Annotated in this window: 23 protein-coding genes; 16 read left to right on the plus strand and 7 right to left on the minus strand. The window is 54.0% G+C overall.

All coding sequences use genetic code 11. The features are described 5' to 3' along the window. Nucleotides 1-45: 45 nt before the first annotated feature. The 6 genes from fhuB to hrpB all read right to left on the minus strand — a co-directional run bounded on the left by fhuB (nucleotide 46) and on the right by hrpB (nucleotide 11,363). Nucleotides 46-2,028 carry a Fe(3+)-hydroxamate ABC transporter permease FhuB gene (fhuB, locus tag CKK19_RS15770; RefSeq protein ID WP_225455184.1) on the minus strand — a complete coding sequence of 661 codons (1,983 nt, stop codon included), beginning with the start codon at nucleotides 2,026-2,028 and terminating at the stop codon, nucleotides 46-48. After that, entirely contained in the window at nucleotides 2,025-2,915 is an 891-nt protein-coding gene (gene fhuD / locus CKK19_RS15775) for a Fe(3+)-hydroxamate ABC transporter substrate-binding protein FhuD (RefSeq protein ID WP_063853356.1), read from the minus strand. Before fhuD ends, fhuB begins: the two co-directional genes overlap by 4 nt. After that, nucleotides 2,915-3,712, minus strand: coding sequence for a Fe3+-hydroxamate ABC transporter ATP-binding protein FhuC (gene fhuC / locus CKK19_RS15780; RefSeq protein ID WP_022647093.1), 798 nt, complete (start codon nucleotides 3,710-3,712; stop codon nucleotides 2,915-2,917). The genes fhuD and fhuC overlap by 1 nt, the downstream gene beginning before the upstream one ends. A 50-nt stretch (nucleotides 3,713-3,762) precedes the next feature. After that, the gene (gene fhuA / locus CKK19_RS15785; RefSeq protein ID WP_045623153.1) at nucleotides 3,763-5,973 is read right to left on the minus strand and encodes a ferrichrome porin FhuA; all 2,211 of its coding nucleotides are present in this window, start codon (nucleotides 5,971-5,973) and stop codon (nucleotides 3,763-3,765) included. Between the two features lie 237 nt (nucleotides 5,974-6,210). Then, nucleotides 6,211-8,736 carry a bifunctional glycosyl transferase/transpeptidase gene (gene mrcB / locus CKK19_RS15790; RefSeq protein ID WP_023305460.1) on the minus strand — a complete coding sequence of 842 codons (2,526 nt, stop codon included), beginning with the start codon at nucleotides 8,734-8,736 and terminating at the stop codon, nucleotides 6,211-6,213. Nucleotides 8,737-8,933: 197 nt separating this feature from the next. Then, nucleotides 8,934-11,363 carry an ATP-dependent helicase HrpB gene (gene hrpB / locus CKK19_RS15795; protein WP_063853355.1) on the minus strand — a complete coding sequence of 810 codons (2,430 nt, stop codon included), beginning with the start codon at nucleotides 11,361-11,363 and terminating at the stop codon, nucleotides 8,934-8,936. A gap of 73 nt (nucleotides 11,364-11,436) precedes the next feature. Here hrpB and thpR point away from each other — a divergent pair, with 73 nt between their 5' ends. From thpR to CKK19_RS15875, 16 genes are all read left to right on the plus strand, one after another. Further along, a complete protein-coding gene (gene thpR / locus CKK19_RS15800) occupies nucleotides 11,437-11,991 on the plus strand; it encodes an RNA 2',3'-cyclic phosphodiesterase (protein ID WP_063853354.1) in 555 nt (184 codons plus the stop codon). After that, nucleotides 11,981-12,685: a DNA/RNA nuclease SfsA gene (gene sfsA, locus CKK19_RS15805; protein WP_023299353.1), complete on the plus strand. Its 705-nt coding sequence runs from the start codon at nucleotides 11,981-11,983 to the stop codon at nucleotides 12,683-12,685. Before thpR ends, sfsA begins: the two co-directional genes overlap by 11 nt. A gap of 176 nt (nucleotides 12,686-12,861) precedes the next feature. Continuing rightward, the gene (gene dksA, locus CKK19_RS15810; protein WP_001155232.1) at nucleotides 12,862-13,317 is read left to right on the plus strand and encodes an RNA polymerase-binding protein DksA; all 456 of its coding nucleotides are present in this window, start codon (nucleotides 12,862-12,864) and stop codon (nucleotides 13,315-13,317) included. Between the two features lie 59 nt (nucleotides 13,318-13,376). Next, on the plus strand, nucleotides 13,377-14,267 hold the full coding sequence (gene gluQRS, locus CKK19_RS15815; RefSeq protein ID WP_022647088.1) for a tRNA glutamyl-Q(34) synthetase GluQRS: 891 nt from the start codon (nucleotides 13,377-13,379) through the stop codon (nucleotides 14,265-14,267). Nucleotides 14,268-14,309: 42 nt separating this feature from the next. Continuing rightward, the gene (gene pcnB / locus CKK19_RS15820; protein ID WP_071785222.1) at nucleotides 14,310-15,707 is read left to right on the plus strand and encodes a polynucleotide adenylyltransferase PcnB; all 1,398 of its coding nucleotides are present in this window, start codon (nucleotides 14,310-14,312) and stop codon (nucleotides 15,705-15,707) included. Next, entirely contained in the window at nucleotides 15,704-16,183 is a 480-nt protein-coding gene (gene folK, locus CKK19_RS15825) for a 2-amino-4-hydroxy-6-hydroxymethyldihydropteridine diphosphokinase (RefSeq protein WP_063853353.1), read from the plus strand. Before pcnB ends, folK begins: the two co-directional genes overlap by 4 nt. A gap of 123 nt (nucleotides 16,184-16,306) precedes the next feature. Further along, on the plus strand, nucleotides 16,307-17,098 hold the full coding sequence (panB, locus tag CKK19_RS15830; RefSeq protein ID WP_022647086.1) for a 3-methyl-2-oxobutanoate hydroxymethyltransferase: 792 nt from the start codon (nucleotides 16,307-16,309) through the stop codon (nucleotides 17,096-17,098). Nucleotides 17,099-17,109: 11 nt separating this feature from the next. Further along, the gene (panC, locus tag CKK19_RS15835; protein ID WP_022647085.1) at nucleotides 17,110-17,961 is read left to right on the plus strand and encodes a pantoate--beta-alanine ligase; all 852 of its coding nucleotides are present in this window, start codon (nucleotides 17,110-17,112) and stop codon (nucleotides 17,959-17,961) included. Nucleotides 17,962-17,992: 31 nt separating this feature from the next. Next, the gene (gene panD, locus CKK19_RS15840; RefSeq protein ID WP_022647084.1) at nucleotides 17,993-18,373 is read left to right on the plus strand and encodes an aspartate 1-decarboxylase; all 381 of its coding nucleotides are present in this window, start codon (nucleotides 17,993-17,995) and stop codon (nucleotides 18,371-18,373) included. Between the two features lie 324 nt (nucleotides 18,374-18,697). Further along, on the plus strand, nucleotides 18,698-19,309 hold the full coding sequence (locus CKK19_RS15845) for a fimbrial protein (protein WP_023299349.1): 612 nt from the start codon (nucleotides 18,698-18,700) through the stop codon (nucleotides 19,307-19,309). 85 nt (nucleotides 19,310-19,394) lie between these two features. Then, nucleotides 19,395-20,138, plus strand: coding sequence for a fimbrial chaperone (locus CKK19_RS15850; RefSeq protein ID WP_063853352.1), 744 nt, complete (start codon nucleotides 19,395-19,397; stop codon nucleotides 20,136-20,138). Nucleotides 20,139-20,219: 81 nt separating this feature from the next. Continuing rightward, nucleotides 20,220-22,814 carry an outer membrane usher protein gene (locus tag CKK19_RS15855; RefSeq protein ID WP_063148372.1) on the plus strand — a complete coding sequence of 865 codons (2,595 nt, stop codon included), beginning with the start codon at nucleotides 20,220-20,222 and terminating at the stop codon, nucleotides 22,812-22,814. Between the two features lie 38 nt (nucleotides 22,815-22,852). Further along, nucleotides 22,853-23,422, plus strand: coding sequence for a fimbrial protein (locus CKK19_RS15860; RefSeq protein WP_032671560.1), 570 nt, complete (start codon nucleotides 22,853-22,855; stop codon nucleotides 23,420-23,422). A 26-nt stretch (nucleotides 23,423-23,448) separates the two neighbouring features. Continuing rightward, nucleotides 23,449-24,012 carry a hypothetical protein gene (locus CKK19_RS15865; protein WP_023299346.1) on the plus strand — a complete coding sequence of 188 codons (564 nt, stop codon included), beginning with the start codon at nucleotides 23,449-23,451 and terminating at the stop codon, nucleotides 24,010-24,012. Between the two features lie 14 nt (nucleotides 24,013-24,026). Further along, nucleotides 24,027-24,629, plus strand: coding sequence for a fimbrial-like protein (locus CKK19_RS15870; RefSeq protein WP_022647078.1), 603 nt, complete (start codon nucleotides 24,027-24,029; stop codon nucleotides 24,627-24,629). A 20-nt stretch (nucleotides 24,630-24,649) separates the two neighbouring features. Further along, nucleotides 24,650-25,735 carry a fimbrial protein gene (locus CKK19_RS15875; protein WP_050483641.1) on the plus strand — a complete coding sequence of 362 codons (1,086 nt, stop codon included), beginning with the start codon at nucleotides 24,650-24,652 and terminating at the stop codon, nucleotides 25,733-25,735. A gap of 3 nt (nucleotides 25,736-25,738) precedes the next feature. On the opposite strand, the gene CKK19_RS15880 is transcribed toward CKK19_RS15875, so the two are convergent. Next, a complete protein-coding gene (locus CKK19_RS15880) occupies nucleotides 25,739-26,986 on the minus strand; it encodes a polysaccharide deacetylase family protein (RefSeq protein WP_063853351.1) in 1,248 nt (415 codons plus the stop codon). Nucleotides 26,987-26,992: the final 6 nt, after the last annotated feature.

Here is a 26,992-nt window from a genome sequence, read left to right on the forward strand (position 1 = left end):
GAGCAAACACTAAAACGGCAATCTAAGGATTGCCGTTTACTTTTATTACCGACTCTGCTTTCTCAACAGATAAATAAAGTAAGGCGCGCCGATAAAGGTCGACAGGAGGCCCGCCGGGATCTGATACGGGAACAGCACCATCCTTCCGCACCAGTCAGCAAAGACCAGGATCGCCCCGCCCGTCAGCGCAGAGATCACGATATGCGGCAAAGTCCTGCGGAAACCCATCATACGGGCGATATGCGGCGCCATTAATCCGACAAAACTGAGCGGGCCGATAGTCATGGTGGCCGTCGCCGTCAGGCACGCGGCCAGCAGCAACAGCGCAATGCGCGTTGGCGTCAGCGCCACCCCGACCGCGCGGGCGGTATCCCCACCCAGCGGCAGAATGGTCATCCAGCGGCGGCACAGCGGCACAATCGCCAGCAGCACGATCATCACAATCCCGGTATGCACCACCTGACTGCCGGTGGCGTTGTATGTTGAACCGGAAATCCATGTCAGGATCTGCGCCATGCGCGGATCGCCGCTCGCCTGCAACATCATCAGCAGCATAGTAAACGCGGTGCTGAGCGCCATCCCGGCCAGCAGCATGCGGTGAGGTGAGAAACCACCTCGCCCGGAGGCGATCAGGATAATCATCAGCGTGACTGCCGCACCGATACTCCCGGCAGGCATCAGCCAGCCGAACGCATTTCCCGGTACGAGGAACAACATCAACACTACGCCAAACGCGGCCCCGGAGCTGATCCCTAATACTTCCGGGCTTGCCATCGGGTTGCCGGTGAGACGCTGGATAATACAGCCCGCCACCGCCAGCATGACGCCCGCAATCAGCGCGGAGAAAATCCGCGGCCAGCGCCACTGCATGAGTTCATGCAGCAAATCCCCCGTTGCCCAGTGCCAGCCCGTGGCGTCGCGTCCCAGCGAGAGTGCGGCAAACGAGGCGATAACCAGCACTGCCAGCCCGGCAAGGCTGAACCACACCACCGACTGACGCTCGGCATGCACTTTATCGCCGGCATCCATCGCCGGAGCGCTAATGCTGCGCAGGTGCGGCAGCAGCCACAGCAGCAGCGGCGCGCCGATCAGGGCCGTCACCGAGCCCGTGGAAACTTCCATCCAGACGCGCGCCAGCCAGAGAATGAGCTGATCGGAAAGCCAGAGGATCAGCGCACCAATCAGCGGCGCCAGCATCAGACGCGCCAGCAGACGGCGCGCGCCGAGCATTTTTGCCAGCAATGGCGCAAACAGGCCGATAAAACCGATGATGCCGACGGCGTTAACCAGTAACGCGCTCAGCACAATCGCCAGGGTCAGGGCCGCCAGACGGGCCAGCGACAGCGCCAGCCCGAGATTGCGCGCCACGCCGTCATCAAGGCCCATCAGCGTGAGCGGACGCAGCAGCAGCAGCGTCAGCACCACGCCGCCAAACAGCTGCGGCCACAGGCGCTGGACGATACTCCAGTCGGTCTGGGTGAGCGTGCCGGTACTCCACATAAACATGCTTTGCAGCTGGTCGTGGTGAAACAGCACCAGCAGCTGGTTGATCGCCCCACAGTAGAGGCTGACGACCAGCCCCGCGAGGATCAGCGTGACCGGTGAGAGACGTTTTCCCCAGGCTACGCCAAAGACCAGCGCACCGACCACGCATGCGCCTGCCAGCGCGGCAAACTGCGAGGTTAACGCTCCCGGCAGGGTCCAGAGCGTGGTGATGGTGATCCCCAGCTGAGCCCCCGTCGCCACGCCCAGCGTGGTTGGCTCCGCCAGCGGGTTACGTAGCACCTGCTGAAACAGTACACCCACCAGTCCCAGTCCCGCCCCGACCAGCAGGGAGATAGCCAGACGCGGCAGCAGGCTGTAGTGGAACAGCATTTGCTGAATATTGTCGATATCCGGTGCGGCAAACGCGGCTGCCCACTGATCGCGCGGTAACGCCGTGGTCAGGTTAAAGCCGGTTAATGCCAGGGCAGCCAGAAAAATGAGCGCTAACAGTAACATCGGGAAACGGGCCATACGCGTGCTCATGCCTTGCCTCCCAGTGCATTGTCCAGCACGCGGGCAAAATGCATGGCCGACAGCGTCGCGCCGTAGAACCATACCGCTGGCGCGCGCAGGAAGCGCTGCTCGCGGACGAACGACATTGCCTGCCAGAGCGGAGTCGCCATCAGGGTTTGCATTTCGCGCTCATTGCCGTGGTCAAAGCACAGCACGTCCACATCACGAAACGCCGCCAGACGGTCAATCCCCACGGCGGTACTGCCCCAGAACGTCATCTCGCCTTCCCAGGCATTGCGAATGCCAAAGCTGTCGAGTACTTCCTGGAACAGACAGTTATTTCCAAAGACCAGCATATGGCGGGCATCCAGCAGGGTCACCATCAGCAAAGGCCGATCGCCACGCTGGGCAAAGCGCGGCTTAAGGGAATCAATCAGCGCATCAAATTCATTGAGATGTTTTTTCGCCTCAGCCTCACGGTTGAGGAACTGCGCCATCTCGTGGATGGAATTTTTTGCCATGGTCAGCGGCTTTTTACCGTCGCTAAAGGAAAAGCCCCGTCCGGGCGCAATCTTCGCCATGGTCTCTTCCGACGGGCCATACCCCGCAGACCAGAATAAATAAGACGGTTTCATCTGGGTGAGAAGCTCGAGGTTCGGCTCCGTACGCAGACCGATGTCGATGACGGAGTCCGGCAGTTTTGGCTCATTCACCCACAGGGTGTAGTTAGGAATATCGGCCACGCCGTAAGGCGTCACGCCCAGCGCCATCATCAGTTCGACGGGCAACCACTCCAGCGCCACGATGCGGTGCGGATCGACTGCGGCAGCGCGGGCCGGGCCCATCTTTAACAGCAGCGGTGAGAGTGCCATGGCCGTCAGCAGGCGACGGCGGCTAATTAATGTTGGATCCAGCATCAGTAGACAAAGCTCACGGGTGCAGCCCCGGCCGGGTGAGGCAGAATGCCCATAGGAATACCGTAGATATGTTCCAGCGTTTCGCTGCGCATCAGTTCGGCAGGCGTACCCTGAGCGATCATTTCACCGCCGCGCAGCGCTACCAGATAGTCGCAGTAGCGTGCCGCCATGTTGATATCATGCAGAACGGCAATCACCGTCAGGCCGCGCTGCTGGCTTAAGCGATGCACCAGCGCCAGGACGTCAACCTGATGAGCAATATCCAGCGCTGAAGTGGGTTCGTCGAGCAGCAGGCAGCGGCTGTCCTGCGCTACCAGCATCGCGATCCATGCGCGCTGACGCTCGCCACCGGACAGGCTATCCACCAGACGGTGCGCCAGCGGTTTTAACCCAACCAGCGCGATCGCCTCTTCCACTTTCTCTCTGTCAGCAACGCCAAAACGCCCGAGCGCACCGTGCCACGGATAACGTCCAATCGCCACCAGCTCGCGCACCGTCATCCCCTCCGCCTGCGGCAACTGCTGCGGCAGATAGGCCACCTTGCGGGCAAAGGCCTTACTGCTCCAGCTCGCCAGCGGCTGGTCATCCAGCAGAATGTCGCCCTCGGACGGCGGCTGATGACGGCCCAGCATCTTCAGCAGCGTCGATTTACCGGAACCATTGTGCCCGATTAAACCGGTCACTTTACCTGCGGGAAACGTCAAAGAGAGCGGATGCAGCAAGGTGCGCCCGGGTACGCGAAAGGAGAGATTGTTGAGCGTGAAGGTGGAGTCGGATTGCGTTTTAGTATCCTGCATGTCAGCCAACTTAAATAAAAAGGGCACGGCGAACCGTGCCCATAAAGAGGTTAGAAGCGGAAGGTCGCCGTGGCAACAACCTGGCGTCCTGCTCCCCAGTAGCATGCATACTCGCTGTAGCAGCTGGAGACGTATTCACGATCAAAGATGTTGTTCACGTTGACGCCGACGGAAGAGCCCGGCAGACCGAAGCGCGCCAGATCGTATTTCACGGTCGCATCCGCCAGGGCATAACCCGCGACGTTGAAGGACTCATAGGCTTTAGGCGACGCTGAGGAGTAGTACGTCACCGTGTTACCGATGTAGCGAGCACCCGCACCAACGGTCAGGCCACTTAGCGCCGTCTCGTGGAAGGTGTAATCCGCCCACAGTGATGCCATGTTGCGCGGTACTTCTGCCGGACGACGACCTTCATACCAGGTGTCGTGGGTGTATTGTGCATCAGTGTAGCTGTAGGCCGCCGTCACGTTCACGTTAGCCGACACCGCCGCTTTCGCTTCCAGCTCAAAGCCTCGGGAGCGAATTTCACCGCCCTGCACGCTAAAGCCGCTGGTCGGGTTCGCCGGATCGGCGGTCAGGTTATTGTTCTTGGTCAGCTGGTATACCGCTGCCGTCACTACAACAGGCAGATCTTTTGGAACATACTTCACGCCCGCTTCATACTGCTTGCCGCGCGCCGGATCGAACGGTTTGCCGCCCTGGGTGGTGCCAGAGAGCGGTTCAAAGGATTCACTGTAGCTGAAGTATGGTGTAATCCCGTTGTCGAACAGGTAGTTAATCCCCCCGCGCCAGGTAAATGCCTGATCGTTAATTTCCGCGGTGGTTCCGTTATTACGGTTAAAGGCAGACGTTTTCGCAAAGTCATAGCGGCCACCCAAGGTGAGTACCCACTTATCCCATTCAGCCTGATCCTGCGCATAGAGCCCGGTCTGCTCCTGACGATTGAGCATGGCATACGGGAAGTTCACATTGACGTTCGCATTGCCGTGCTGAGGATTGTTCATGCTGATCGGATCGGCGGTGCCGTAGTCAGCATCAATGTCATTTCGCATACGAAGGTAATCCACACCCGTCAGCAGGGTATGGTCAACGGCGCCGGTCGCGAATTTCGACTGGAGCTGTGTATCAACCGTGAACGAGTTGAGATCTTCATCTGAGCGCACGTAGGCACGGCTGATCTGGGCCGGGGCGATATAGCCGTTACCGTAAACTGAACGGTACAGCGTGTTGATTTTGGTATAACGCAGGTTCTGACGCACGGTGAAGGTGTCGTTGAATTCATGCGCGAAGCTGTAACCCACCATTTTCTGACGACGGGAGATCTTATTGTCTTCATCACCTTCGTTGAAGTCGGTCGGCAGTTTGTGCGCTTTTCCGTTAGCATCATAGTAAGGCACAACGGTACCTTCACGTGGCAGCCAGCCGTAGTAACCCGCATCCGGATCGCTCTGGAAGTTGCTCAGGAAGGTGAAATCGGTTTTATCATCAGGACGCCAGCTGAAAGACGGCGCAATCGCGTAACGAGTAGACTTCACCATTTCCTGCTGCGCGTTCTCACTACGTCCCAGACCGGTCAGACGGTAGGACCACACGCCGTCATCGTCAATCGCGTCGCTGAAATCAAACCCCGTCTGCCAGAGGTTATCCGTCCCCATTTTGAACTGAATTTCTTTCAACGGTTCCGTGGTTGGACGCTTGCTGACCATACTCACTACGCCGCCCGGATGGCTTTTGCCATACAGTACAGACGTCGGGCCACGCAGCAGCTCTACGCGCTCAAGGAAGTACGGGTCCATGGACGCTTCAGAGTAGTTGTCTCCCTGCAACTTCATCCCATCCAGATACTGGTTGGTATTCACGGTGCTGGAGGTCGTGAAACCACGAATCGAAACCACATCGTAAGTTGTTGAGGCGCCGCGCGTTGCGAAAACGCTTGGGGTGTAGGCCAGGGCCTGTTTAACCGTCCCCGGCTGTTTCATGTCCATCTCTTCACGAGTCACAACAGAAATAGACTGCGGGGTTTTCTCAATGGGTGTATCGGTTTTCGTCGCCGTTGCAGTGCGTTTTGCCGCAATCGTCGGTGCAGGACCCCAGGCACTTTCCTGTGCAGCCGGTGCGGCAGTCACGGTGATGGTTTCTTCTTTCTTGGGGGTTTCAGCGGCCTGTGCATAAGCAGACATGCCGGCAACCGCTGTGGCTACGACGGCTGCGATTTTACGCAGCGACGTGTTAATTGGCTGAGCAGTATTGGAAAGCGCCATGATGGATCTCTGATGAAAAAGGTGAATGATAACGTAAACGAGAATTATTATTATGACCGCAGAATAATATGCGAAACGCTGACGGCATAGCAAGCGATATGCGGCCCTACAAGAATTGAGGGTTTAAGAAATAATCAACGGAAAACGGGTCGTTAATAAGGATTGAAAACAGGGTTAAGGAAATGAGTTGCTGAGGTGAAAAAACACCCCCTTCCAGGGAAGGGGGTGTCATAAGGGCTAGTTGCCGCCGAACATATCCTTGATCCAACCGGCGACGCCGTCGCTGTCTTTCTTCTCTTCCTGCTGCTGCGGCTGCTGCTGCTGCGGCTGCTGAGGTTGAGAAGACTGATCGAACGGGTTACCTGTCGGTTCTTCTGGCTGGCTTTGCTGGCACAGCGCATCCGGGTTGGTCGTCCAGACCGGCAGCGAACGCACGCCGCCGCCACAGATGAAGTTACCCGAGCTGTCCACGCCCATATCGACGATATCTTCCGGGGCAACGAGGTTCAGCGGCACCGGAGACTGATTGGCCAGATAACGCTGGTAAATCGACATCGCGCCGCTCGCACCATACAGTTTGGTCGGCTGGTTGTTATCGCGGCCCACCCAGGTGATCACCACTTCACGGCCATCAATACCGGCGAACCAGGTATCGACGTTGTTGTTGGTAGTCCCGGTTTTACCCGCCAGATGCAGACCAGGATACTTCGCCCCCAGCTGACGCCCGGTACCGCGCTGGACCACCTGCTGCATGGTCCACAGCGTCATATAGGCCGCCTGCGCCGGAACAGCGCGCTCCGCCTGCGGGAAGCTCTGATACAGCACGGAGCCATCTTCGGCAATCACCGAACGCAGGGCGGAAAGCGGCGCTCGGTTACCGCCGCTGGCGATGGTCTGGAACGCCTGGGCCACTTCGATTGGCGTCAGGTTAAGCGCCCCCAGGATCATCGCTGGCACAGGGTGCAGCTGATCTTTCGGTACGCCCAGCTTCTGCCAGGTGTCGGTGATGGCGGGGAGGCCCAGCGCCATGCCGAGGTTAACAGTCGGCACGTTCATCGAGCGGGTTAACGCATCCACCAGCATCACCTGGCCGCTGAACTGCTTATCATCGTTCTGCGGAGACCACACCTGGCCGTTAGGCTGGCGCAGGGAGATTGGCGCATCGGCAATCCAGGTGTTCAGTCGATAGAGATTCGGCTGGCTCAGCGCGGTCAGGTAGGTTGCCGGTTTTGCCAGAGAACCAATCGAACGACGCGCCTGCATCGCGCGGTTATAGCCCGCATACTGCGGCTCGGCGCCGCCCACCATGGCGCGAACTTCGCCGGTGTTGCGATCAACTACCACCATCGCGGTTTCCAGATCGCTCAGCTTACGCTGCTTCTTCAGAACCGGAATACCTTCAACCGCCGCTTTTTCTGCCGCATCCTGCGCCACGGAGTCAAAGGTGGTGAAGATCTTCACCCCGGAGAGATCTTTCACTTTATCTCCGAGCTTAGACTGCAACTCCTGACGTACCATCTGCATAAAGGCAGGCTGCGGAGAGATCACCCCACCGCGCGGCTGAACGCCCAGCGGACGCGCGCTCAGCATGTCGTACAGCTCCTGGTCAATCACCTGCTGTTGTTGCAGCAGACGCAGCACCAGGTTACGACGCTCCAGCGCCAGTTTCGGGTTACGCCACGGGTTGTAGATCGACGCGCCTTTTACCATGCCCACCAGCAGCGCCTGCTGGTCAAGGCTCAGCTCTTCTACCGGACGGCCAAAGTAGTACAGGCTCGCCAGCGGGAAGCCGCGGATCTCGTTATCGCCGCTCTGACCGAGGTACACCTCGTTCATGTACAGCTCAAGAATACGATCCTTGCTGTAGCGCGCATCCATCAGCACGGCCATGTACGCTTCGTTGGCTTTACGCCAGTAAGAGCGCTCGCTGGAGAGGAACAGGTTTTTCACCAGCTGCTGGGTCAGGGTACTCGCCCCCTGCACCGTACGCCCCGCGGTCAGGTTAGCCAGTACCGCACGACCAATGGAGTAGAGGCTAATCCCGTCGTGCTCGTAGAAGTGGCGGTCTTCGGTTGCCAGCAGGGTATCCACCAGCAGATCCGGGAAGCCGTTACGCGCCACGAACAGGCGCTGTTCGCCGTTTGCGGACGACAGCATGGTGATGAGACGCGGATCGAGACGGAAGAAACCGAACTGGCGATCGTTATCCATGTTCTCAATGGTTTCCAGGCGATCGCCGTCAAAGGTCAGACGCGCGCGCACCTGCCCCTCTTTACTGTCCGGGAAGTCGAACGGACGGCGGATCATCTCAATGCTTTTCGCCTGGACGGTAAATTCACCCGGACGGGTCATTTTCGTGACCTGACGATACTGCGTGGCTTGCAGCAGCTTCACCATCTCATTCTTGCTGATGGACATGTCCGGCTCAAGGTTCACCATGCGGCCGTACACTGCCGCAGGCAATTGCCAGACTTTCCCGTCGATACGGCTGCGGATCTTCTGATCCAGATAAACGCCGTAAATCGCGATCAGGACAACAAAAACAATAAACAGCTTCAGCAGCAGCCAGAACCAGCCGCGCTTACCACGAGGCTTACGCCCTTTGCCTTTCCCTTTACGCGGCATCGGTTCTTCATCCTCATAATCGTCTTCATAGTCATCGTCATACTCCTCATCTCTGAGGCGACGACGGCTTACCTTTTCTTTCGCCGGACGCGTCGGCTTTCCCTTACGTCCTATTGGCTCGCGGTCATTCCCCGCCATGCTTTTTCTCCGCAACATTCAGGCGCAAAGGCCAGATTTTCTTATCTTGCACAGGTCAGTGAAAGAAGAAATCTCTCAAAATAAACAGCAAGACTTTCCTGACAGGAAAGTCTTTAGTGTTTTCTCCCTCTCCCTGTGGGAGAGGGCCGGGGTGAGGGCATCAGGCCGCACTTTACCTTTCAGGCCGCACTCCCCCATTACGAATATTTCTTCGTGCGCCGTGTCGGCGCGGTATTCGCCGGATCGTCCGGCCAGACGTGTTTGGGATATCGCCCCTTCATCTCTTTCTGCACTTCACGATAGCTCCCCGCCCAGAACGCACCCAGATCGCGGGTGATCTGCAAGGGACGATGCGCAGGCGAAAGCAGCTCAAGCACTAACGGCACGCGCCCTTCAGCGATGGACGGCGTGGTGGCCTCACCAAACATCTCCTGCATCCGAACCGCCAGCGCTGGCGGATTATCCTCATGATAACGAATGGCAATCCGACTCCCGGTTGGCACAGTGTAATGCCCAGGCAGTTCACTATCCAGACGTTGACGTAACGACCAGTCCAGTAAATTCTGTAACGCTGCCTTAACATCAAGCGCCTTAAGGGCGCGCAGGGAGTGTACGCCGCTCATCTGCGGCAACAACCACTGTTCAAGCGTCGCGAGCAGCGTCTCATCATCCACCGCTGGCCACCCCTGTTCCGGCAGCCACTTCGCGGCGCAGTGCAGACGTATACGATATTGTTCAGCCTCAGGCGTCCAGTTCAATACGCTCAGCCCTTTTTCCCGAATGCCGTTCAGCATCGCCTGGTGTAACTCTTCCTCCGACGGCTTAGCCAGCGGTTTTGTCCCGAGCGTCAGTTTGCCAATCTGGCTACGACGGAACGCCTTCAGCGTGCCCTGGGCATCATCCCATTCGACGATGTCAGATTGCTGAAGCAGCTGCGGGCAGGCACGCGTCAGGGCGTCAATATCTACGGCAACCGCCTGCAAGATGCGCGCATCCGGGGAGTGACTGCCCTGGAGTAAGAGCGGCGCGATCAGCCATTCATGACGCGTCAGAGCATCATCGCTGTCAAGCATCGCGCCCATCCCATTTGCCAGTTGATAACGACCATCCAGCCCGCGACGGCGCGCGATTCTGTCCGGGAAGGCCTGGGCCAGAAGAGGGATAACTTTATCGCTGTCAGGCGATCCTCCCCGGCTCTTCAGGCGGTGACACAACTGCTGCGCGCGCTGTTGCCAGTTTCCCTGCTGGCGTGAAAAGGCCTGTCCCAGATCGCTGCTGCCACCGCGCGGCGGCTCCTCAAGAATAGCCGCCAGTTTTGCCGCCGTGGCAATTTCATCGTCGCCTTGTGCTGCCACCAGCATCACTGCCAGACGCGGATCGTTGCCCAGCGCCGCCATTTTCTGGCCGCGCGCCGTCAGTCGCTCGCCTTCCAGCGCGCCAAGCTGGGTCAGCAGGCTGCGCGCGGCGGAAAGGTTCACAACAGGCGGAGGATTAAGCCAGGTGAGCTGGTCAGGGTCCGGGCAGCCCCACTGCATCAGATCCATTACCAGCCCGGAGAGATCGCTTTGTAAAATCTCAGGCGTACTCTGCAATGCCGCACGCTCCGCCTGCTCGGCGCTGGTTAAATGCAGGCAAATACCCGGCTCAAGACGCCCAGCTCGGCCTGCGCGCTGCACCATTGAGGCCTGGCTGATGCGCTGCGTCAGTAGCCTGGTCAGCCCGGTACGCGGATCAAAACTGGCCACCCTCTCCTGCGTACTGTCCACCACCAGGCGAATGCCTTCGATGGTCAAACTGGTTTCGGCGATATTGGTCGCCAGTACCACTTTGCGCTGCCCCGCCGGTGCGGGAAGGATCGCCTTGCGCTGGTCAGCCAAATGCAGCGCGCCGTAGAGCGGGCACAGCATAACGTCACTGCTCACCCTGGATGCCAGTTGCTCCTGTACGCGCTGGATTTCGCCTACGCCGGGTAAAAACAGCAGCAGCGAGCCGGGTTCCTGACGGAGCAATTCGGCGGTGGCGATGGCAACGGCTTCGTCAAAACGCTGATGGCCAGGCAGCGGCTGATAGCGGCGCTCGACCGGGAACGCACGCCCTTCAGAGGAGATCATCGGCGCGTCAGGGAGCGTCTGCCGGAGCCGCTCGTTATCCAGCGTCGCCGACATAATCAGCAGCCGAAGGTCGTCGCGCAGCCCCTGCTGAACGTCGAGCAGCAGCGCAAGGGCCAGATCGGCCTGGAGGCTGCGCTCGTGAAATTCATCAAGGATCACCAGCCCGACGCCGCTCAGCTCCGGATCGTTTTGCAGCATACGGGTAAGAATGCCTTCAGTGACCACCTCCAGCCGCGTAGACGGGCCAATGCAGGTTTCGGCGCGCATCCGGTACCCTACCGTCTCGCCCGGTTTTTCATTCAGCAGTTCCGCCAGGCGCTGCGCCACATTGCGCGCCGCCAGCCTGCGCGGTTCCAGCAGGATAATTTTCCCGCTGATGCTCCCCTCGCGCAGAATTTGCAGGGGCAGCCAGGTGGATTTACCCGCTCCGGTGGGCGCGCTGAGCAAAACCTGTGGCGCATGTTCTAAGGCTGCGAGAAGCTCAGGAAGGACGACGGCGACGGGCAAAGAGGACACTTACGGCTCCAGAGGGTTAACATTAATCGGCGTACATTGTAGCATCGGCGCATATCATCACCGAGTCTTGCGCATGTCTGAGTCAAAACGGCTATTCTTCGCCATTGAATTACCCACCACGCTTCAACGGCAAATTGTTCGCTGGCGCGCCAGCCACTTCCCCGCGAAAGCGGGCCGCCCTGTCGTCGCCGCCAATATGCACCTGACGTTAGCTTTTCTTGGCGAGGTGAGCGCAGAAAAGCAGCGCGCGTTAAGCGCAATGGCCGGACGCATTTCTCAGCCGGGTTTTACGCTGCATCTTGACGATGCCGGGCAATGGCTGCGCTCTCGGGTGGTCTGGCTGGGGACGCGGCAACCCCCTCGCGGACTGCTCCAGCTCGCCAACATGCTGCGGGCACAGGCCGCGCGCAGCGGCTGTTATCAGAGCCCGCAGCCGTTTCATCCCCACATTACCCTGCTGCGCGATGTGGGTCAGGCTGTTGCCATCCCGCCACCGGGCTTTCACTGGTCTTTTCAGGTGAATGAATTTGCGCTGTACGAATCTGCCTTTGTACAAGGACGCACCCGCTACACTCCGCTCCAGCGCTGGACGCTGGGCGACACGTTAAGGAATCCTGATGAAGTTTAGCCCTGCACTCCAGCCCGCCACGCTGATCCAGCGTTACAAACGCTTTCTCGCTGACGTGATCACGCCTGAGGGCGAAACGCTCACGCTGCATTGTCCTAACACCGGCGCCATGACCGGTTGCGCCACGCCGGGTGACACGGTCTGGTATTCCACATCAGAAAATACTAAACGCAAATATCCTCATACCTGGGAAATGACCGAAACGCAAAGCGGGGCATTTATTTGCGTTAATACCCTGCGCGCAAATCAGCTGGTTAAGGAAGCCCTGACAAATGGAATCCTTCCTGAACTGGTGGGTTACGGCACGCAAAAAAGCGAAGTGAAATATGGCGATGAAAGCAGCAGAATTGATTTTATGTTACAGGCGGAAGACCGCCCTGAGTGCTATATTGAAGTGAAATCAGTGACGTTAGCGGAAGAGGAAAACGGCTTCTTTCCGGATGCGGTAACGCTACGTGGCCAGAAGCATCTGCGGGAGCTAATGAGTGTAGCGGCGGCGGGCAAGCGCGCCGTGTTGCTGTTTGCGGTTCTGCATTCAGCCATTGAACGGTTTTCCCCGGCCCGTCATATTGATCCTAAATACGCGCAATTGTTGAATGAGGCACAAAAGCAGGGGGTAGAGATTTTCGCTTATAAAGCGGAACTTTCTGCCGATAATATGACTCTGAGATCCTCTCTTCCCATTGTCTTATAAGGGATTAGACGATTGACTAATAAGTGTTCTGGCCGCGTGCGCAAATACGCTTTTCCTCACAGGGTTGTCAAGTGTTACGTTTAGATAATTGCCATACGGAAAAGCATCTGCTATTTATAGCGACCTGATTTTTCCCCCAACACGGGGATCGATAGTGCGTGTTAAGGAGAAGCAACATGCAAGAAGGGCAAAACCGTAAAACATCGTCCCTGAGTATTCTCGCCATCGCTGGGGTGGAGCCGTATCAAGAGAAGCCGGGCGAAGAGTATATGAACGAAGCCCAGCTGTCGCACTTCAAGCGTATTCTTGAAGCATGGCGTAATCAACTCAGGGATGAAGTCGATCGCACCGTTACACATATGCAGGATGAAGCTGCTAACTTCCCGGATCCGGTCGACCGTGCCGCTCAGGAAGAAGAGTTCAGCCTCGAACTGCGTAACCGTGACCGCGAGCGCAAACTGATCAAAAAGATCGAGAAAACGCTGAAAAAGGTCGAGGACGAAGATTTTGGCTACTGCGAATCCTGCGGTGTTGAAATCGGTATTCGTCGTCTGGAAGCGCGTCCAACAGCCGATCTGTGCATCGACTGTAAAACGCTGGCAGAAATCCGCGAAAAACAGATGGCTGGCTAACGCCTTCCCTCTCACTACTCTGCTAAGGCGGGAGTTTCTCCCGCCTTGTTACCGTTGATATGTCTGAATCTCACTATATCGGGCGCTTTGCGCCATCTCCCTCCGGTGAATTACACTTCGGCTCATTAATTGCCGCGCTCGGCAGCTACCTACAGGCTCGCGCCCGTCAGGGTAAATGGCTGGTTCGCATTGAAGATATCGATCCTCCGCGTGAAGTTCCCGGTGCGGCAGAAACTATTCTGCGTCAGCTGGAACATTACGGTCTTCACTGGGACGGCGACGTACTCTGGCAGTCTCAACGCCATGATGCCTACCGTGAACGTCTGGCGTGGCTTGCTGAACAGGGCCTTTCCTATAACTGCACCTGCACGCGTGCGCGAATTCAGAGCGTGGGTGGCGTTTACGACGGCCACTGCCGTACGCGGCACAACGGCCCTGAGAATGCCGCCGTACGGCTGATACAGCGCGCTCCGGTGACGCAGTTTACCGATGTCCTCTCAGGAACCATTCAGGCGGATGATCGTCTGGCGCGTGAAGATTTTATTATTCACCGTCGCGATGGCTTGTTTGCCTATAACCTGGCGGTGGTTGTCGATGACCATTTCCAGGGCGTCACGGAAATCGTGCGTGGGGCGGATTTGGTTGAGCCTACCGTGCGGCAAATATCGCTTTACCAGCAGTTTGGCTGGACGGTGCCGGATTACATCCATCTGCCGCTGGCGGTCAATGAACAGGGGAGTAAGCTGTCAAAACAGAATCATGCCCCGGCGCTGCCTGACGGCGATCCGCGCCCGGTATTGATCGACGCGCTGCGATTTCTCAACCAGAATGTAACGCAGGAATGGCAGGATCTGAGTCTGGATGAATTGCTGAAAACGGCCATTGCTGACTGGACGCTTATGGCCGTGCCAAAAATCCAGCATTCTCAAATGCGTTGCGCTGAGCTATGATTAGCCGCTTTTTTGATAACAAAACACACTACGAGGTGTACTATTTTTACCCGAGTCGCTAATTTTTGCCGTAAAGTGCTGAGCCGCGAAGAGAGCATGGCGAATGATGCTATTGCACAGCCACACATGTCGGTCATTCCGCGTGAGCAGCACAATATTTCCCGCAAAGATATCAGTGAAAATGCCCTCAAGGTGCTCTATCGTCTGAATAAAGCAGGCTACGAGGCCTATCTCGTCGGCGGCGGGGTGCGCGATTTACTGCTGGGCAAAAAACCAAAAGATTTCGACGTGACGACCAGCGCCACGCCTGAACAGGTGCGTAAATTATTCCGCAACTGCCGTCTGGTTGGTCGCCGTTTCCGTCTGGCGCACGTGATGTTTGGACCGGAAATTATTGAAGTGGCGACCTTCCGCGGTCACCACGAAGCGGGCGTCAACGATCGCACAACTTCCCAGCGCGGCCAAAACGGCATGCTGCTGCGCGACAACATCTTCGGCTCTATTGAAGAAGATGCTCAGCGTCGCGATTTCACCATCAACAGCCTTTACTACAGCGTGGCGGATTTTACCGTGCGCGATTACGTCGGCGGTATGCAGGATCTGAAAGACGGCCTGATTCGCCTGATCGGCACGCCGGAAACGCGCTATCGCGAAGATCCGGTCCGGATGCTGCGCGCCGTGCGTTTCGCCGCCAAGCTAAACATGCGTATCAGCCCGGAAACCGCAGAGCCGATCCCGCGCCTGGCGACGCTGATTAACGACGTCCCCCCTGCCCGTCTGTTTGAGGAGTCGTTAAAGCTGCTCCAGGCAGGCTACGGGTTTGAAACCTACAATTTGCTGCGTGAATACAACCTGTTCCAGCCGCTGTTCCCGACCATTACCCGCTACTTCACCGAAAACGGTGACAGCGCAATGGAGCGGATGATTGCACAGGTGCTGAAGAACACGGATACCCGTATTCATAACGATATGCGCGTGAATCCGGCGTTCCTGTTCGCGGCCATGTTCTGGTATCCGCTGCTGGAAACGGCGCAGCGCATTACCCAGGAGAGCGGCCTCGCCTATTATGATGCGTTCGCGCTGGCGGCAAACGACGTGCTGGACGAAGGCTGTCGCACGCTGGCGATCCCGAAACGTATTACCACGCTGGTGCGTGATATCTGGCAGCTTCAGCTGCGTATGTCCCGCCGTCAGGGTAAACGTGCCTGGAAACTGATGGAGCATCCTAAGTTCCGCGCCGCGTTCGATTTACTCTCTCTGCGTGCTGAAGTCGAAAGAAACCAGGAGCTACAGCGCCTGGCGCAGTGGTGGGGAGAATTTCAGGTCTCTGCACCACCGGAGCAAAAAGATATGCTCACGGATCTGGATGACGAGCCGGCACCGCGCCGTCGTCACCGTCGCCCGCGCAAGCGCGCGCCGCGTCGTGAAGGCACAGCATGACCCTTGCGTATATTGCCATCGGCAGCAATCTGGCCTCTCCGCTTGTGCAGGTTAACGCTGCCGTTCAGGCGCTGGGGGAGATCCCGCAAAGCCATATCGTGGCGGTCTCCTCCTTTTACCGTACGCCCCCGCTCGGCCCGCAGGATCAGCCTGATTATCTGAACGCCGCCGTGGTGCTGGAAACAGCCCTTGACGCAGAAACGCTGCTGGATAATACCCAGCGTATTGAGCTACAGCAGGGTCGCGTACGTAAAGCCGAACGCTGGGGACCGCGCACGCTCGACCTCGATATTATGCTTTTCGGCCACAAGGTGATTAACACCGAGCGCCTCACCGTTCCGCACTATGACATGAAAAACCGTGGGTTTATGCTCTGGCCACTGTTTGAAGTCGCCCCCGATCTCACCTTCCCTGACGGCACCTCGCTGAACGCCGTTCTGCAAAGCCTCAACGCGGAAAAACCGGTCCGCTGGTAATCCCGTGTCACCCCCGATTTGCCATGTGTCAAATATGGTTAATCGATTGCCTAAAATCATTGTTCCCTCGAATGTTACTGTTAGAATGCGCAAAGATCCGCTTTTGGGCCATCAGGAAACAGTATGAAACCAACTACCATCTCCTTATTGCAGAAATGCAAACAGGAAAAGAAACGCTTCGCCACTATCACCGCGTATGACTACAGCTTCGCAAAACTGTTTGCCGAAGAAGGGATCAACGTCATGCTGGTCGGAGACTCGTTAGGGATGACGGTACAAGGACATGATTCTACTCTGCCGGTCACGGTCGAGGATATTGCTTACCATACCCGCGCCGTGCGCCGGGGTGCGCCCGCCTGCCTGCTACTTTCCGATCTGCCGTTTATGGCGTATGCCACCCCGGAACAGGCCTTTGAAAATGCGGCAACTGTGATGCGCGCCGGCGCCAATATGGTCAAAATCGAAGGCGGCGACTGGCTGGTCGATACGGTGAAAATGCTCACCGAACGGGCCGTGCCAGTTTGCGGGCACTTAGGGCTGACGCCGCAATCCGTGAATATCTTTGGCGGTTATAAAGTTCAGGGGCGTGGCGATGCGGCGCAGACGCTGTTTGATGATGCCCTGGCGCTGGAAGCCGCTGGTGCACAGCTGCTGGTGCTGGAGTGTGTGCCGGTTGAGCTGGCTAAGCGTATCACTGAGGCGCTGTCGATTCCGGTGATCGGCATCGGCGCGGGCAACGTCACCGATGGCCAGATTCTGGTCATGCACGACGCCTTCGGGATCACCGGCGGTCACATTCCAAAATTTGCTAAAAATTTCCTGACAGAAGCAGGCGACATGCGTGCTGCTGTGCGGCAGTATATTGCCGAGGTTGAGTCCGGCGTTTATCCGGGCGAAGAACACAGTTTCCATTAAGGAGTCCAGGTGTGCTAATCATAGAAACTCTGCCGCTGCTGCGCCAGCATATCCGCCGTGCACGTCAGGAAGGTAAACGTATCGCCCTGGTCCCGACCATGGGCAATCTGCACGACGGCCATATGAAGCTGGTCGATGAAGCGAGAGCCCGTGCAGATATCGTGGTAGTCAGTATCTTCGTTAACCCGATGCAGTTCGATCGCGAAGACGATCTGGCGCGCTATCCACGTACCTTGCAGGAAGATTGCGAGAAGCTCAAAAAACGTCATGCGGATATCGTCTTCGCACCGGCCCCCGCAGATGTTTATCCTCAGGGTACCACTGAAGCGACCTACGTCGACGTACCGGGTATTTCGACCATGCTGGAGGGTGCCAGCCGTCCGGGCCATTTCCGCGGCGTTTCCACCATCGTCAGCAAGCTGTTTAACCTGGTGCAGCCGGACATCGCCTGCTTTGGCGAGAAAGATTTCCAGCAGCTGGCGCTGATCCGCAAAATGGTTGCCGATATGGGCTACGACATAGAGATTGTCGGCGTGCCGATTGTACGTGCGAAAGATGGCCTGGCGCTTAGCTCCCGTAACGGCTATCTGACTGCGGAACAGCGTAAAATTGCGCCAGGCTTAAGCAAAGTCATGAATACCATGGCAGAGCAACTGCTGGCAAAAGAATTAACCGCAGAAGAAATCATCGCTCTGGCTGAACAGGCGCTGAACGAGAAAGGTCTTCGTGCTGACGACGTTCAAATTCGGGATGCCGATACGCTTCTGGAACTCTCAGATACCAGCAAACGTGCGGTAATTCTGGTGGCGGCTTGGCTCGGCCAGGCCCGCCTTATCGACAACAAAGTGGTTGAACTGGCGTAGTTTTACTACCCGGAAGTGAAAGGTAAACGTAATGATTCGCAAAATGCTACAAGGTAAGCTTCACCGTGTGAAAGTCACCCAGGCCGACCTGCACTATGAAGGCTCCTGCGCGATCGACCAGGATTTTCTCGACGCGGCGGGTATTCTCGAAAACGAAGCTATTGATATCTGGAACGTTAATAACGGCAAACGCTTTTCAACGTACGCGATTGCCGCTGAACGCGGGTCTAAAATCATCTCCGTTAATGGGGCAGCGGCGCACTGCGCGGACGTGGGTGATATCGTCATTATTGCCAGCTTTGTGATGATGTCTGACGAAGAGGCACGTCGCTGGCAGCCAAAAGTGGCATACTTTGAAGGCGATAATGAAATGAAACGTATTGCGAAGGCAATTCCGGTTCAGGTTGCCTAAGCCAATAGTACTGTTATAAATTACCCGACAAATAGGTTGGGTAATTTATACATAATTAAAATGAATAGCGTTCTTTTTATATATTTTTATTAATATATTCAAGTCACCCTGCCGAACACCTGCTCATCAAAATGATGAACAATTATTATCATTCACTATTAAATAATCATATTGACTTAAAGATCGTTTAAGTATTTCTAATGCCTAACGGCTTCTCACAACCATTACTCATCACTTAGAATCCTTTTCCCGAAGCATCTGTTCGGAACGAACATAAGCCTTGCTTATGTTCACTTTTCTAGCATTTAAATATGGATATAAAAAATGTCTTTTAATAAATTAGGTCTGGCAACTGTAGTAGCAATGGTTCTGAGTGCGGGTTCTGCAATGGCAGCTGATATTCCTTCAGATACAGGCACTATTACTTTCCACGGTATGGTTTCTAATAACACCTGTAAAGTATCCCTGGATCAGAAGATTGACCAGGATGGTAATGATTTTGACGTTAACCTGGATACCGTGTTTGTAAAAGACTTCGCTAATGCGCTGGGTACCACCAGCACCCTGGGAGAAAAGAAATTCTCCCTCACCCTGACAGGTTGTGATTCTGCTACCGTCAACCAGGCATCTGCTCAGTTTGATTCCTGGGCGGGTTCTTCTTCAACTTCCGGCGGTCTGCTGGTTCCACCATCAAATACTCAAGGCGCCGCTAAAAACGTCAATCTGGTACTGTCAAACGATGGCAACTCCGCTACCGATCAGATCAAACTGGATCAGACCAACAATACCCAGAAAGCAACGATTGATACCACAGGCGCAGGCGCACTTTACTACCGTGTAGCGTATACCCAGGGTCAGAACTGGGATGCGGCCAACAACCCAGTGTCAGCTGGTGTGGTTCAGGCACAAGCTGCATTCACCATGATCTACGAGTAATTTTAAGCGCATAAATAAAATGCTCATATTATCCCCTGACGTACGTCAGGGGACTATTGATATCATTCCAACAGGAAGTGGAAAAATGTTAAGCACATCATTTTATAAAGGATTTAAAGCTGCCTGCTTTACAGCTGCTGCTGTCGCGTCATTCCAGGCAAGCGCAGATATCGTTATTTCGGGAACACGTATTGTTTATCAGCAGTCGCAAAAAGATGTCATCGTTTCTTTAGACAACCGTGGCAAAAAACCACTATTAGTTCAATCATGGCTGGATGACGGTCGCGATGACACCAACCCACAGGAATTAAAATTACCGTTTATTATTACTCCACCAGTATCCCGAATTGATCCGCAAAAAGGTCAATCCGTTCGGATCTCATACCTGGGTGGTTCATTGCCGCAAGATCGCGAATCCCTATTCTGGTTCAATGTGCTCGAGATTCCACCGAAGTCAAAAGTGAAAGACGGTGAAAATCCTAACCAGCTCCAGCTGGCATTCCGCACACGTATTAAACTCTTTTTCCGACCTGACGGCCTGAAAGGTACGCCAGGAGATGCAGCCGCCAAAGTAACGTGGTCACAACAAAAACAAGATAATACGCTAAACCTGATCGCACACAATGATTCCCCTTACAACGTTTCTATTTCAAATGTAAAGCTGAAATCAGCAAATAAAGAGTACCAGGTTGAGCATAAATCCATTTTACCGTTTAGTACTCAAATTATGCAGGTAAAAGGTTTAGGTAGTACTGCCACCGGCACTGTTGCTTACGAAACCATTAATGACAATGGCGGCTCTGATACTTTTGAAAGCAAAGTAAATTAATAACCGCACCACCGCCACATTATAAATATAACACGTATGAATGATTCATAGCATTCATACGACGACTTGTCTGGATGAAGCATGCTATTTCAACGATCAATTTTATGTCTCGCAATCTGTGCAGCATTTCCTCTGCATGCCAGCGAGACTGAAAAAAAAGCTGTAGACACCTCATCCGAAACAGAATCGGCCATTGAATTTAATGACCAGTTCCTTATCGATAATGGTGGAGGTATCAATGTCGATCGTTATGCTTATGGCAACCCAGTTCTGCCAGGTACTTACCGTGTAAAAGTGAATTTGAATGGCAATTCAAAATCCACGGTCGAGATGACATTCATTGATAACAAAACGCCACGTGCCTCAGCATGTCTGACTAAACTCACGCTGACACAGGCAGGCGTTGATACCAGCATATTAGGCGATGATGTCAAAAACGACGAAACGTCTTGCGTAGATATCAAAAAATATTATCCCGGTGCTTCTGAAAATTTTGATAGTAGCAAGCAGGAAATGGATCTTAATTTCCCGCAAATCTACGTGCTTAAGCTTCCAGCAGGGTATGTCGATCCTTCATTATGGGATAATGGTGTTCCGGCCGGATTACTCTCATACGATCTTAATACCTGGCACAGCGAGTCAAACGGCACCAATTCAGATACCGCTTATGCGGGCTTGCATTATGGCCTGAACGTGGGGCCGTGGCGTTTACGTTCTCGCGGCAGTCTGAACTGGGACAGCGATAATGGCACACATTATTCCAGCCAGGATATCTACCTCCAGCGAGACATCACACCACTTAACGCACAGATGGTAATGGGTGATTCCTACACACGCGGTGATGTCTTTGACTCGGTGAGCCTGCGTGGTGCGCGTATGTATAACGATGACCGCATGCTCCCGGAAGGCACCTCTGGCTACGCGCCAGTAATTCGTGGTGTGGCAAACAGTAACGCCAAAGTTAGCGTAACGCAAAGCGGCAATAAAATTTATGAAACCACCGTTCCACCCGGTGCTTTCGAGATCAATGACCTCAGTACAACAGGCTATGGCAATGATTTGATTGTCACTGTAGAGGAAGCCGATGGAAGTAAACGGACGTTTACCGTTCCGTTCTCCTCAGTTACACAAATGCTCCGCCCAGGCTCCAGCCGCTGGGATGTGGGTTTAGGTGAGCTGAATGATGATTCATTGCACGATAAGCCAAACGTTGGCTACGCAACTTACGCGTATGGTCTGAATAATACCTTTACCGGTTACGTGGGTGCGCAATATACGGATATGGATTTCTACGCCGGCCTGCTTGGTCTGGCTATGAATACCCGTATTGGTGCATTCGCATTAGATGTTACCGGGTCCTATGCCGATATCGACGGGCTGGACACGCTTAAAGGGCAAAGTTATCGGCTGACCTACAGCAAAATGCTTGAAGCTACTAACACATCTCTTAACGTGGCAGCTTATCGCTTCTCTACAGAAGATTATCTCAGCCTTAACGATGCCGCCTCATTGCAGGACAGTATTCATCACGAGGAATATGGCAATCGATCTTATGACAGCAATGCCGAGCTTTATGCTGATTATCAGCGTACCAAAAACCAGATACAGGTCAGCCTGAACCAGCCATTGAATGTTAACGGTGATGAATACGGCTCACTCTATATTAGCGGTACCTGGCAGGATTACTGGAATGACTCCAGCTCCACCTCCGACTACAGCGTGGGTTACAACAATAGTTTTGCTTACGGTAGCTATAGCGTTTCTGTGCAACGCACGTACAACGAAACAGGGGAAAAGGATGACAGCGTTTATTTAAACGTCAGTATTCCATTCAGCATATTCAATAAAGATAGCGCGCAGTCAGGCGGATTCAATAACGTCAACATGAGCCTGCGCACTGATTTAAAAGGCGGTACCAGTTTTAACTCTACGGCAAGCGGCAACTCCATAAACAGTGAAGTGAGCTATTCCGTTAGCGCCTCATCAAGCGGGGGCAACTACGGCAACCTGAACCAGGTCAGTGGCTATAGCTCATGGAACAGTCCTTACGGGCCGCTCGGTGTCTCAGCGTCCTTTGGCGATGACAATAGTAAACAGTATTCCGCGAGTTATAACGGCGGAATGGTTGTCCACTCGGGTGGCGTTGTATTTACATCCGGCAGTATCGGCGAAACGGATTCACTTGCGCTGGTAAAAGCAAGTGGCGCAACGGGTGCTCGGCTGGGTTACGGCCAAAGCCGCATTAACAGCTCCGGGTACGGGATTATGCCGTATATGTCAGCCTACAGAGAAAACCGAGTATCGCTCGATATCAGCACTCTCGAAGCAGACGTTGAAATCAAAAATACCAGCGCTGTTGCCGTACCTCGCAATGGCTCCGTTGTATTAGTGAATTTTGAAACGGATGAAGGTCGTTCGCTTGTTCTGGAATTACAACGTTCTGATAACGGCTTTATTCCGTTAGGTGCAGACGTTCTGAATGAGAAAAACGAATCTATCGGAACGGTAGGCCAGGCAGGACAAGCTTATGTACGCGGTGTGGAAGACAAAGGCGCTCTCCGGGTGGTATGGGGAAGCGATGGATCCAGCTCTTGCACGGTGCATTATCAGATTCCTGAAAATGCGAAGAAAGCAGGCTTAACCACGATTCTGAGTAATCAACAGTGCCAAATGTAATGATGTTAAAACAGGGAATCACACCCATGGGAAATAATATGAAGAAAAATCATTGCGGTTATTCATTAATCGCATTAGCAATGTTAGCGATGTCAGGTTCTGCTGCGGCAGCCGATCTCAATGTTAACTTCACTGCCAATATCCGCGAAACCACCTGCGATATGAAACTGGTCGGCGGTACGGGTTCAGATACGCAGCAAACGCTGACTATCGGTAATAACGGTCAGGTACGTTTAGATGATGTCAAAGCCGGAACGGCAAATGCCAATTTCAAAATCGTGCTCGTTGAATGCCCGGCATCACTGACCTCATTGAAAACCAAAGTATCGGGAACAAGATCTGGATATTTATACTCAGGCCTTGTTAACCAAATACAAAAAATCGACGGAGGTGCAGACTTCTCTGCTGTTGAGATTGCCAGAGCCAGCGCACCGGATGCCCCGTTTATCATTAACTCTGAGGACGATAACGAGCGCCTGGTCTGGAGTCCAACAGAAATCCAGAATAAGGAAGTTGCTCTGGTGGCCACCTTACGTGAAACACAGGAAAACAGGATGACCATAGGTGATTTTCAGGCCGTGGCGACCTTTGAATTTATCTACGAGTGATTAGTGCAGGAAAACGGAGCAACATTATGAAATTCAATTCTACTTTTATCGCCCTGTCCGTTTCTGCTCTTCTGTTCTCGGGAATGGCAAGCGCAGCTATTACAGGCACCCCTAGTGTCGAATTAACGATTAAATCAAAAATTGTATCAGGCACATGTACCGCAAAAGTACTTAACGATGCAGGAACAGCCTCCACTGAAATTGCGTTCGGCGACGTATACAAATCCGATCTGGTGAACAAAACCCGTGTCGAGCCGCTCAAGATTAGTTTCACCAACTGTTCTGGAGTAACCAAGGCAACGGTGTCCGCTGCGAAAGGCGCTGGTGGTGAATGCAGTGGCGTCAACAAGACGGGTGATTCTTACTCTGGCGGCTTAGCAACGGGCTTTGAGATCTGGTCGGGTGTTGTCGATACTGGCGAGCTTATGAGCTGTAACACGCCTCCGGCTGCTAAGGATGTCACCATTACTGATGGTACCGGTGAATTCCCGATGAATTCCCGTATCGTTATCGGGCAAGGCCAAACCATTGCTGATGTAGGCGCGGGGGCGGTTACTGCGCCAGTCACGTTTACTATCGCTTATCCATAATACCAGGAACCAGTATGCAACAATCACCGTTTATTTTATACCAGCCCGGTCTTGTGTTGCTTATGGGCTTGGCTGGTGGCATCTTGCCTGGCGTAAGCCAGGCAAGCTCAGGATTAGACGTAAATATTACCGCTAACATTGTTAATAGCACCTGTAAGATGACCGTGGAAAATGACGGCGAAATTTATCTCCCCAATGCGATGCGCAGTTGGTTTTATAACCCGGATGGTAGCGATCGTTTTACTGCAACCGATGATGCAGGCGGTACGCCTTTTAAGATCCATGTAGATGATTGCTATGGAGACAGCGGTACGGCTAAAAAGCTGAGTTTTAGCTTTTCGCCGCAGTCGGGTTTCTGGCCAGGACAAAATCAGGTTTTCAAAAGTGATGATACCGCCGCAGGCGCGGCAAAAAATGTCGGCGTCGTCGTTTTCTCTGAAAAATATAAAAAGAATGTTTTAAACAACGACGGCACGTCAAAAATCACTTATGACGTAAGCGGTCAGGATACTGCATTTTTAACGGATTATCAGTTCTATGCCCGATATCAAAATATTGGCGTAGTGGCTGGTGGTGTCGTTACCAGTAAAGTATTGGTTGACGTCACTTACGAATAATAATCAGAACAGGAAAAAGGATGAGAATGTTCAACTTTATAAGACAGGGTTTCAACGTGAAAGGCACAATGGCGTTTGCCATGGCGAGCGCGTTATTAACCCTCAGCCACTCCTGCTGGGCAGATGAGTGCCGCATGAATAATGGAAAAGGCGGCACAACCACGCTGATCAATTCTGACTACTCAGGTGGCACCGTACGTCTTCCCCCTCCGGGTAATTATGCCAGTACTCTTTTTAACGTTAACCTGACACCAGGCATTCAGGCCGAATGTGGTATGGGGGACGATGGTTTTAACCTCGTGTCACAAACAAACCCGACCTTGCTGATGGGGAGCAGTTATGGCAGGGCTATGTTTGAAACAAATATTCCGGGGATTTATTATTCCGTAAGGGTGCACACCGCAGAAAGCGATGGAGGCATGGGTGGTTACTTCGCTATGAATACTACTGGCTGGACTACCGTTGCATCCTCAGGTAAGTCTGACCCCTGGGATAGAAAATGGATAAACACCTCAGTTCAAATTTATATTGATGAAGGTTACAGAGGCAACCCGAACAAAGAAACCGCAATCAGACCCAAACCCGGCACTCTGGGTAAAATGGCTATTGGTAATCCAGATGATACTAACAACCGACCATGGACATTTGTGGTCAACGAGGACTCATTCCAGATCCCGATCGTTCTTCCAACCTGCGACATGGCCATGCTATCGGATGGTACTAATAATGTTAACCTGGGAGAATATTATGTTTCAGACATTAAAAACAATCGGGTTAAGGATATCCCTTTTTCCATTAGCTTAAGCAATTGTACCGGTGTGGCAAATATCACAACCAAACTCACCACCTCAAAGCTAACCGGAAAAAATAATGATCTTCTTGGTAATACGCTTTCGTCCGGAGCTGAGGGCGCAGGCGTGAAAATCATGTATAACGGAACCTCTCAACTTCTGCCGAATAATCCTGACTCATCCTATGTCATAACGGATTACCAAACCCCTGAATCCAAGCAAATTAATTATGTTGCTCAACTGGTAGCAAACGGAAACACAGTGAAACCGGGGTCGTTTAAAGCCACCGGCGTATTCACCCTTTCATACGACTAACCGCTATCCCTGCGGCTGATTACTGATCAGCCGCGACATCGTCTCCAGTGAGTCCGTTCTTAAGATATACAAACGCTTCAACAGGAACGGATTATCCCCCGGCTTCACCTTCCCCTTCATCGTCGTCACTGCCAGATGAAAACCAGCGTCATTCGCTGCCTTTATCGCTTTATTGTCATAGCCGCCAAACGGATACGAAACATACAACACGCGCGGGTTGAACTGCGCCAGTGCACGACGTGAGCGTTCAAAATCAAACAGGATCACGTGATAGCTACGGCTCAACAGGATGGGGTGTTTATAGCCATCCACGCGATGCAGGAAATGAGTGTGAGACTGAATGTCGAACACATCCTGGATGCCCTTGATTTCCTGAACGCTCATAAACTGTAGCGATTTTGGATCCCACTTCTGCGGATGGCCTTTGATTCGGGATGAAATTATAAACGCCGTCGCGTTGAAGCCATATTCTTTCAGCACCGGATACGCATAGCGGCTCACCGATTTCAGGCCATCATCAAAAGTGATCACCACCGCTTTCGCGGGCAGGTTCATCTTGTTACGTACGTACCCTTCAAGCTGGTACATCGTCAGCGTGGTATAGCCCTGATCGCGTAACCAGGCCATCTGATTATTAAACGCACGTACGCTGGTCGTCGTGGAGGTATGTCGAAAACGGGTGTTCTCTTCATCACGCAAAATATGATGGTAGGTCAGAACCGGTAGCCCGTTATCTTCCTGCGCATCCAGGCTGCTTACCCATGCCAGACGATTACCGATACGGATCTGGAACCAGGTCTGGTTCAGGCGGTCTTTCAGCTTATTCAGAATCGGATAGCGAAGATTAGCGCTTAAGGTGCCAAAGGGCGCGCTTCCGATGCTGGGGGCGTTATACACCGGCGTGTCTTTCCAGGTAATGAGGTTTTGATTACTGAGCGGCTTGTTCAAGTCACCCAGGCTATCCTCAACGCGTTGTTTGCCCTGAACTTTTTCAAGGTGGTCTTTATCAATAAACCCCGTACCGAATCCGAAACGAAATTCATAGTAATCCGCCGCGGCCGGAAAGACAGCGAGGATCTGCCCGGCGCGGACATTCCCCACATTCACAACGGCATTTCCCACCTGCGCCCAGATGGCCGCATCTTCGGTGGTTTGCATATACTGAGCAGGAAGGACTTGCTGGCTGGTCAGGCTGGCAGATGCACCACCGGAAACCACGAGCAGAAGGATAAAGATAACGCGCTTGAGCATGGAATA

Source organism: Enterobacter sp. CCUG 70166, assembly GCF_020224095.1.
GTDB lineage: Bacteria > Pseudomonadota > Gammaproteobacteria > Enterobacterales > Enterobacteriaceae > Enterobacter > Enterobacter intestinihominis.

Coding starts and splice junctions, on each gene's coding strand:
- fhuB (WP_225455184.1), bottom strand. CDS start 2,028: ATGAGCACGCGTATGGCCCGTTTCCCGATGTTACTGTTAGCGCTCATT.
- fhuD (WP_063853356.1), bottom strand. CDS start 2,915: ATGCTGGATCCAACATTAATTAGCCGCCGTCGCCTGCTGACGGCCATG.
- fhuC (WP_022647093.1), bottom strand. CDS start 3,712: ATGCAGGATACTAAAACGCAATCCGACTCCACCTTCACGCTCAACAAT.
- fhuA (WP_045623153.1), bottom strand. CDS start 5,973: ATGGCGCTTTCCAATACTGCTCAGCCAATTAACACGTCGCTGCGTAAA.
- mrcB (WP_023305460.1), bottom strand. CDS start 8,736: ATGGCGGGGAATGACCGCGAGCCAATAGGACGTAAGGGAAAGCCGACG.
- thpR (WP_063853354.1), top strand. CDS start 11,437: ATGTCTGAGTCAAAACGGCTATTCTTCGCCATTGAATTACCCACCACG.
- sfsA (WP_023299353.1), top strand. CDS start 11,981: ATGAAGTTTAGCCCTGCACTCCAGCCCGCCACGCTGATCCAGCGTTAC.
- dksA (WP_001155232.1), top strand. CDS start 12,862: ATGCAAGAAGGGCAAAACCGTAAAACATCGTCCCTGAGTATTCTCGCC.
- gluQRS (WP_022647088.1), top strand. CDS start 13,377: ATGTCTGAATCTCACTATATCGGGCGCTTTGCGCCATCTCCCTCCGGT.
- folK (WP_063853353.1), top strand. CDS start 15,704: ATGACCCTTGCGTATATTGCCATCGGCAGCAATCTGGCCTCTCCGCTT.
- panB (WP_022647086.1), top strand. CDS start 16,307: ATGAAACCAACTACCATCTCCTTATTGCAGAAATGCAAACAGGAAAAG.
- panD (WP_022647084.1), top strand. CDS start 17,993: ATGATTCGCAAAATGCTACAAGGTAAGCTTCACCGTGTGAAAGTCACC.
- CKK19_RS15845 (WP_023299349.1), top strand. CDS start 18,698: ATGTCTTTTAATAAATTAGGTCTGGCAACTGTAGTAGCAATGGTTCTG.
- CKK19_RS15850 (WP_063853352.1), top strand. CDS start 19,395: ATGTTAAGCACATCATTTTATAAAGGATTTAAAGCTGCCTGCTTTACA.
- CKK19_RS15855 (WP_063148372.1), top strand. CDS start 20,220: ATGCTATTTCAACGATCAATTTTATGTCTCGCAATCTGTGCAGCATTT.
- CKK19_RS15860 (WP_032671560.1), top strand. CDS start 22,853: ATGAAGAAAAATCATTGCGGTTATTCATTAATCGCATTAGCAATGTTA.
- CKK19_RS15865 (WP_023299346.1), top strand. CDS start 23,449: ATGAAATTCAATTCTACTTTTATCGCCCTGTCCGTTTCTGCTCTTCTG.
- CKK19_RS15870 (WP_022647078.1), top strand. CDS start 24,027: ATGCAACAATCACCGTTTATTTTATACCAGCCCGGTCTTGTGTTGCTT.
- CKK19_RS15875 (WP_050483641.1), top strand. CDS start 24,650: ATGAGAATGTTCAACTTTATAAGACAGGGTTTCAACGTGAAAGGCACA.
- CKK19_RS15880 (WP_063853351.1), bottom strand. CDS start 26,986: ATGCTCAAGCGCGTTATCTTTATCCTTCTGCTCGTGGTTTCCGGTGGT.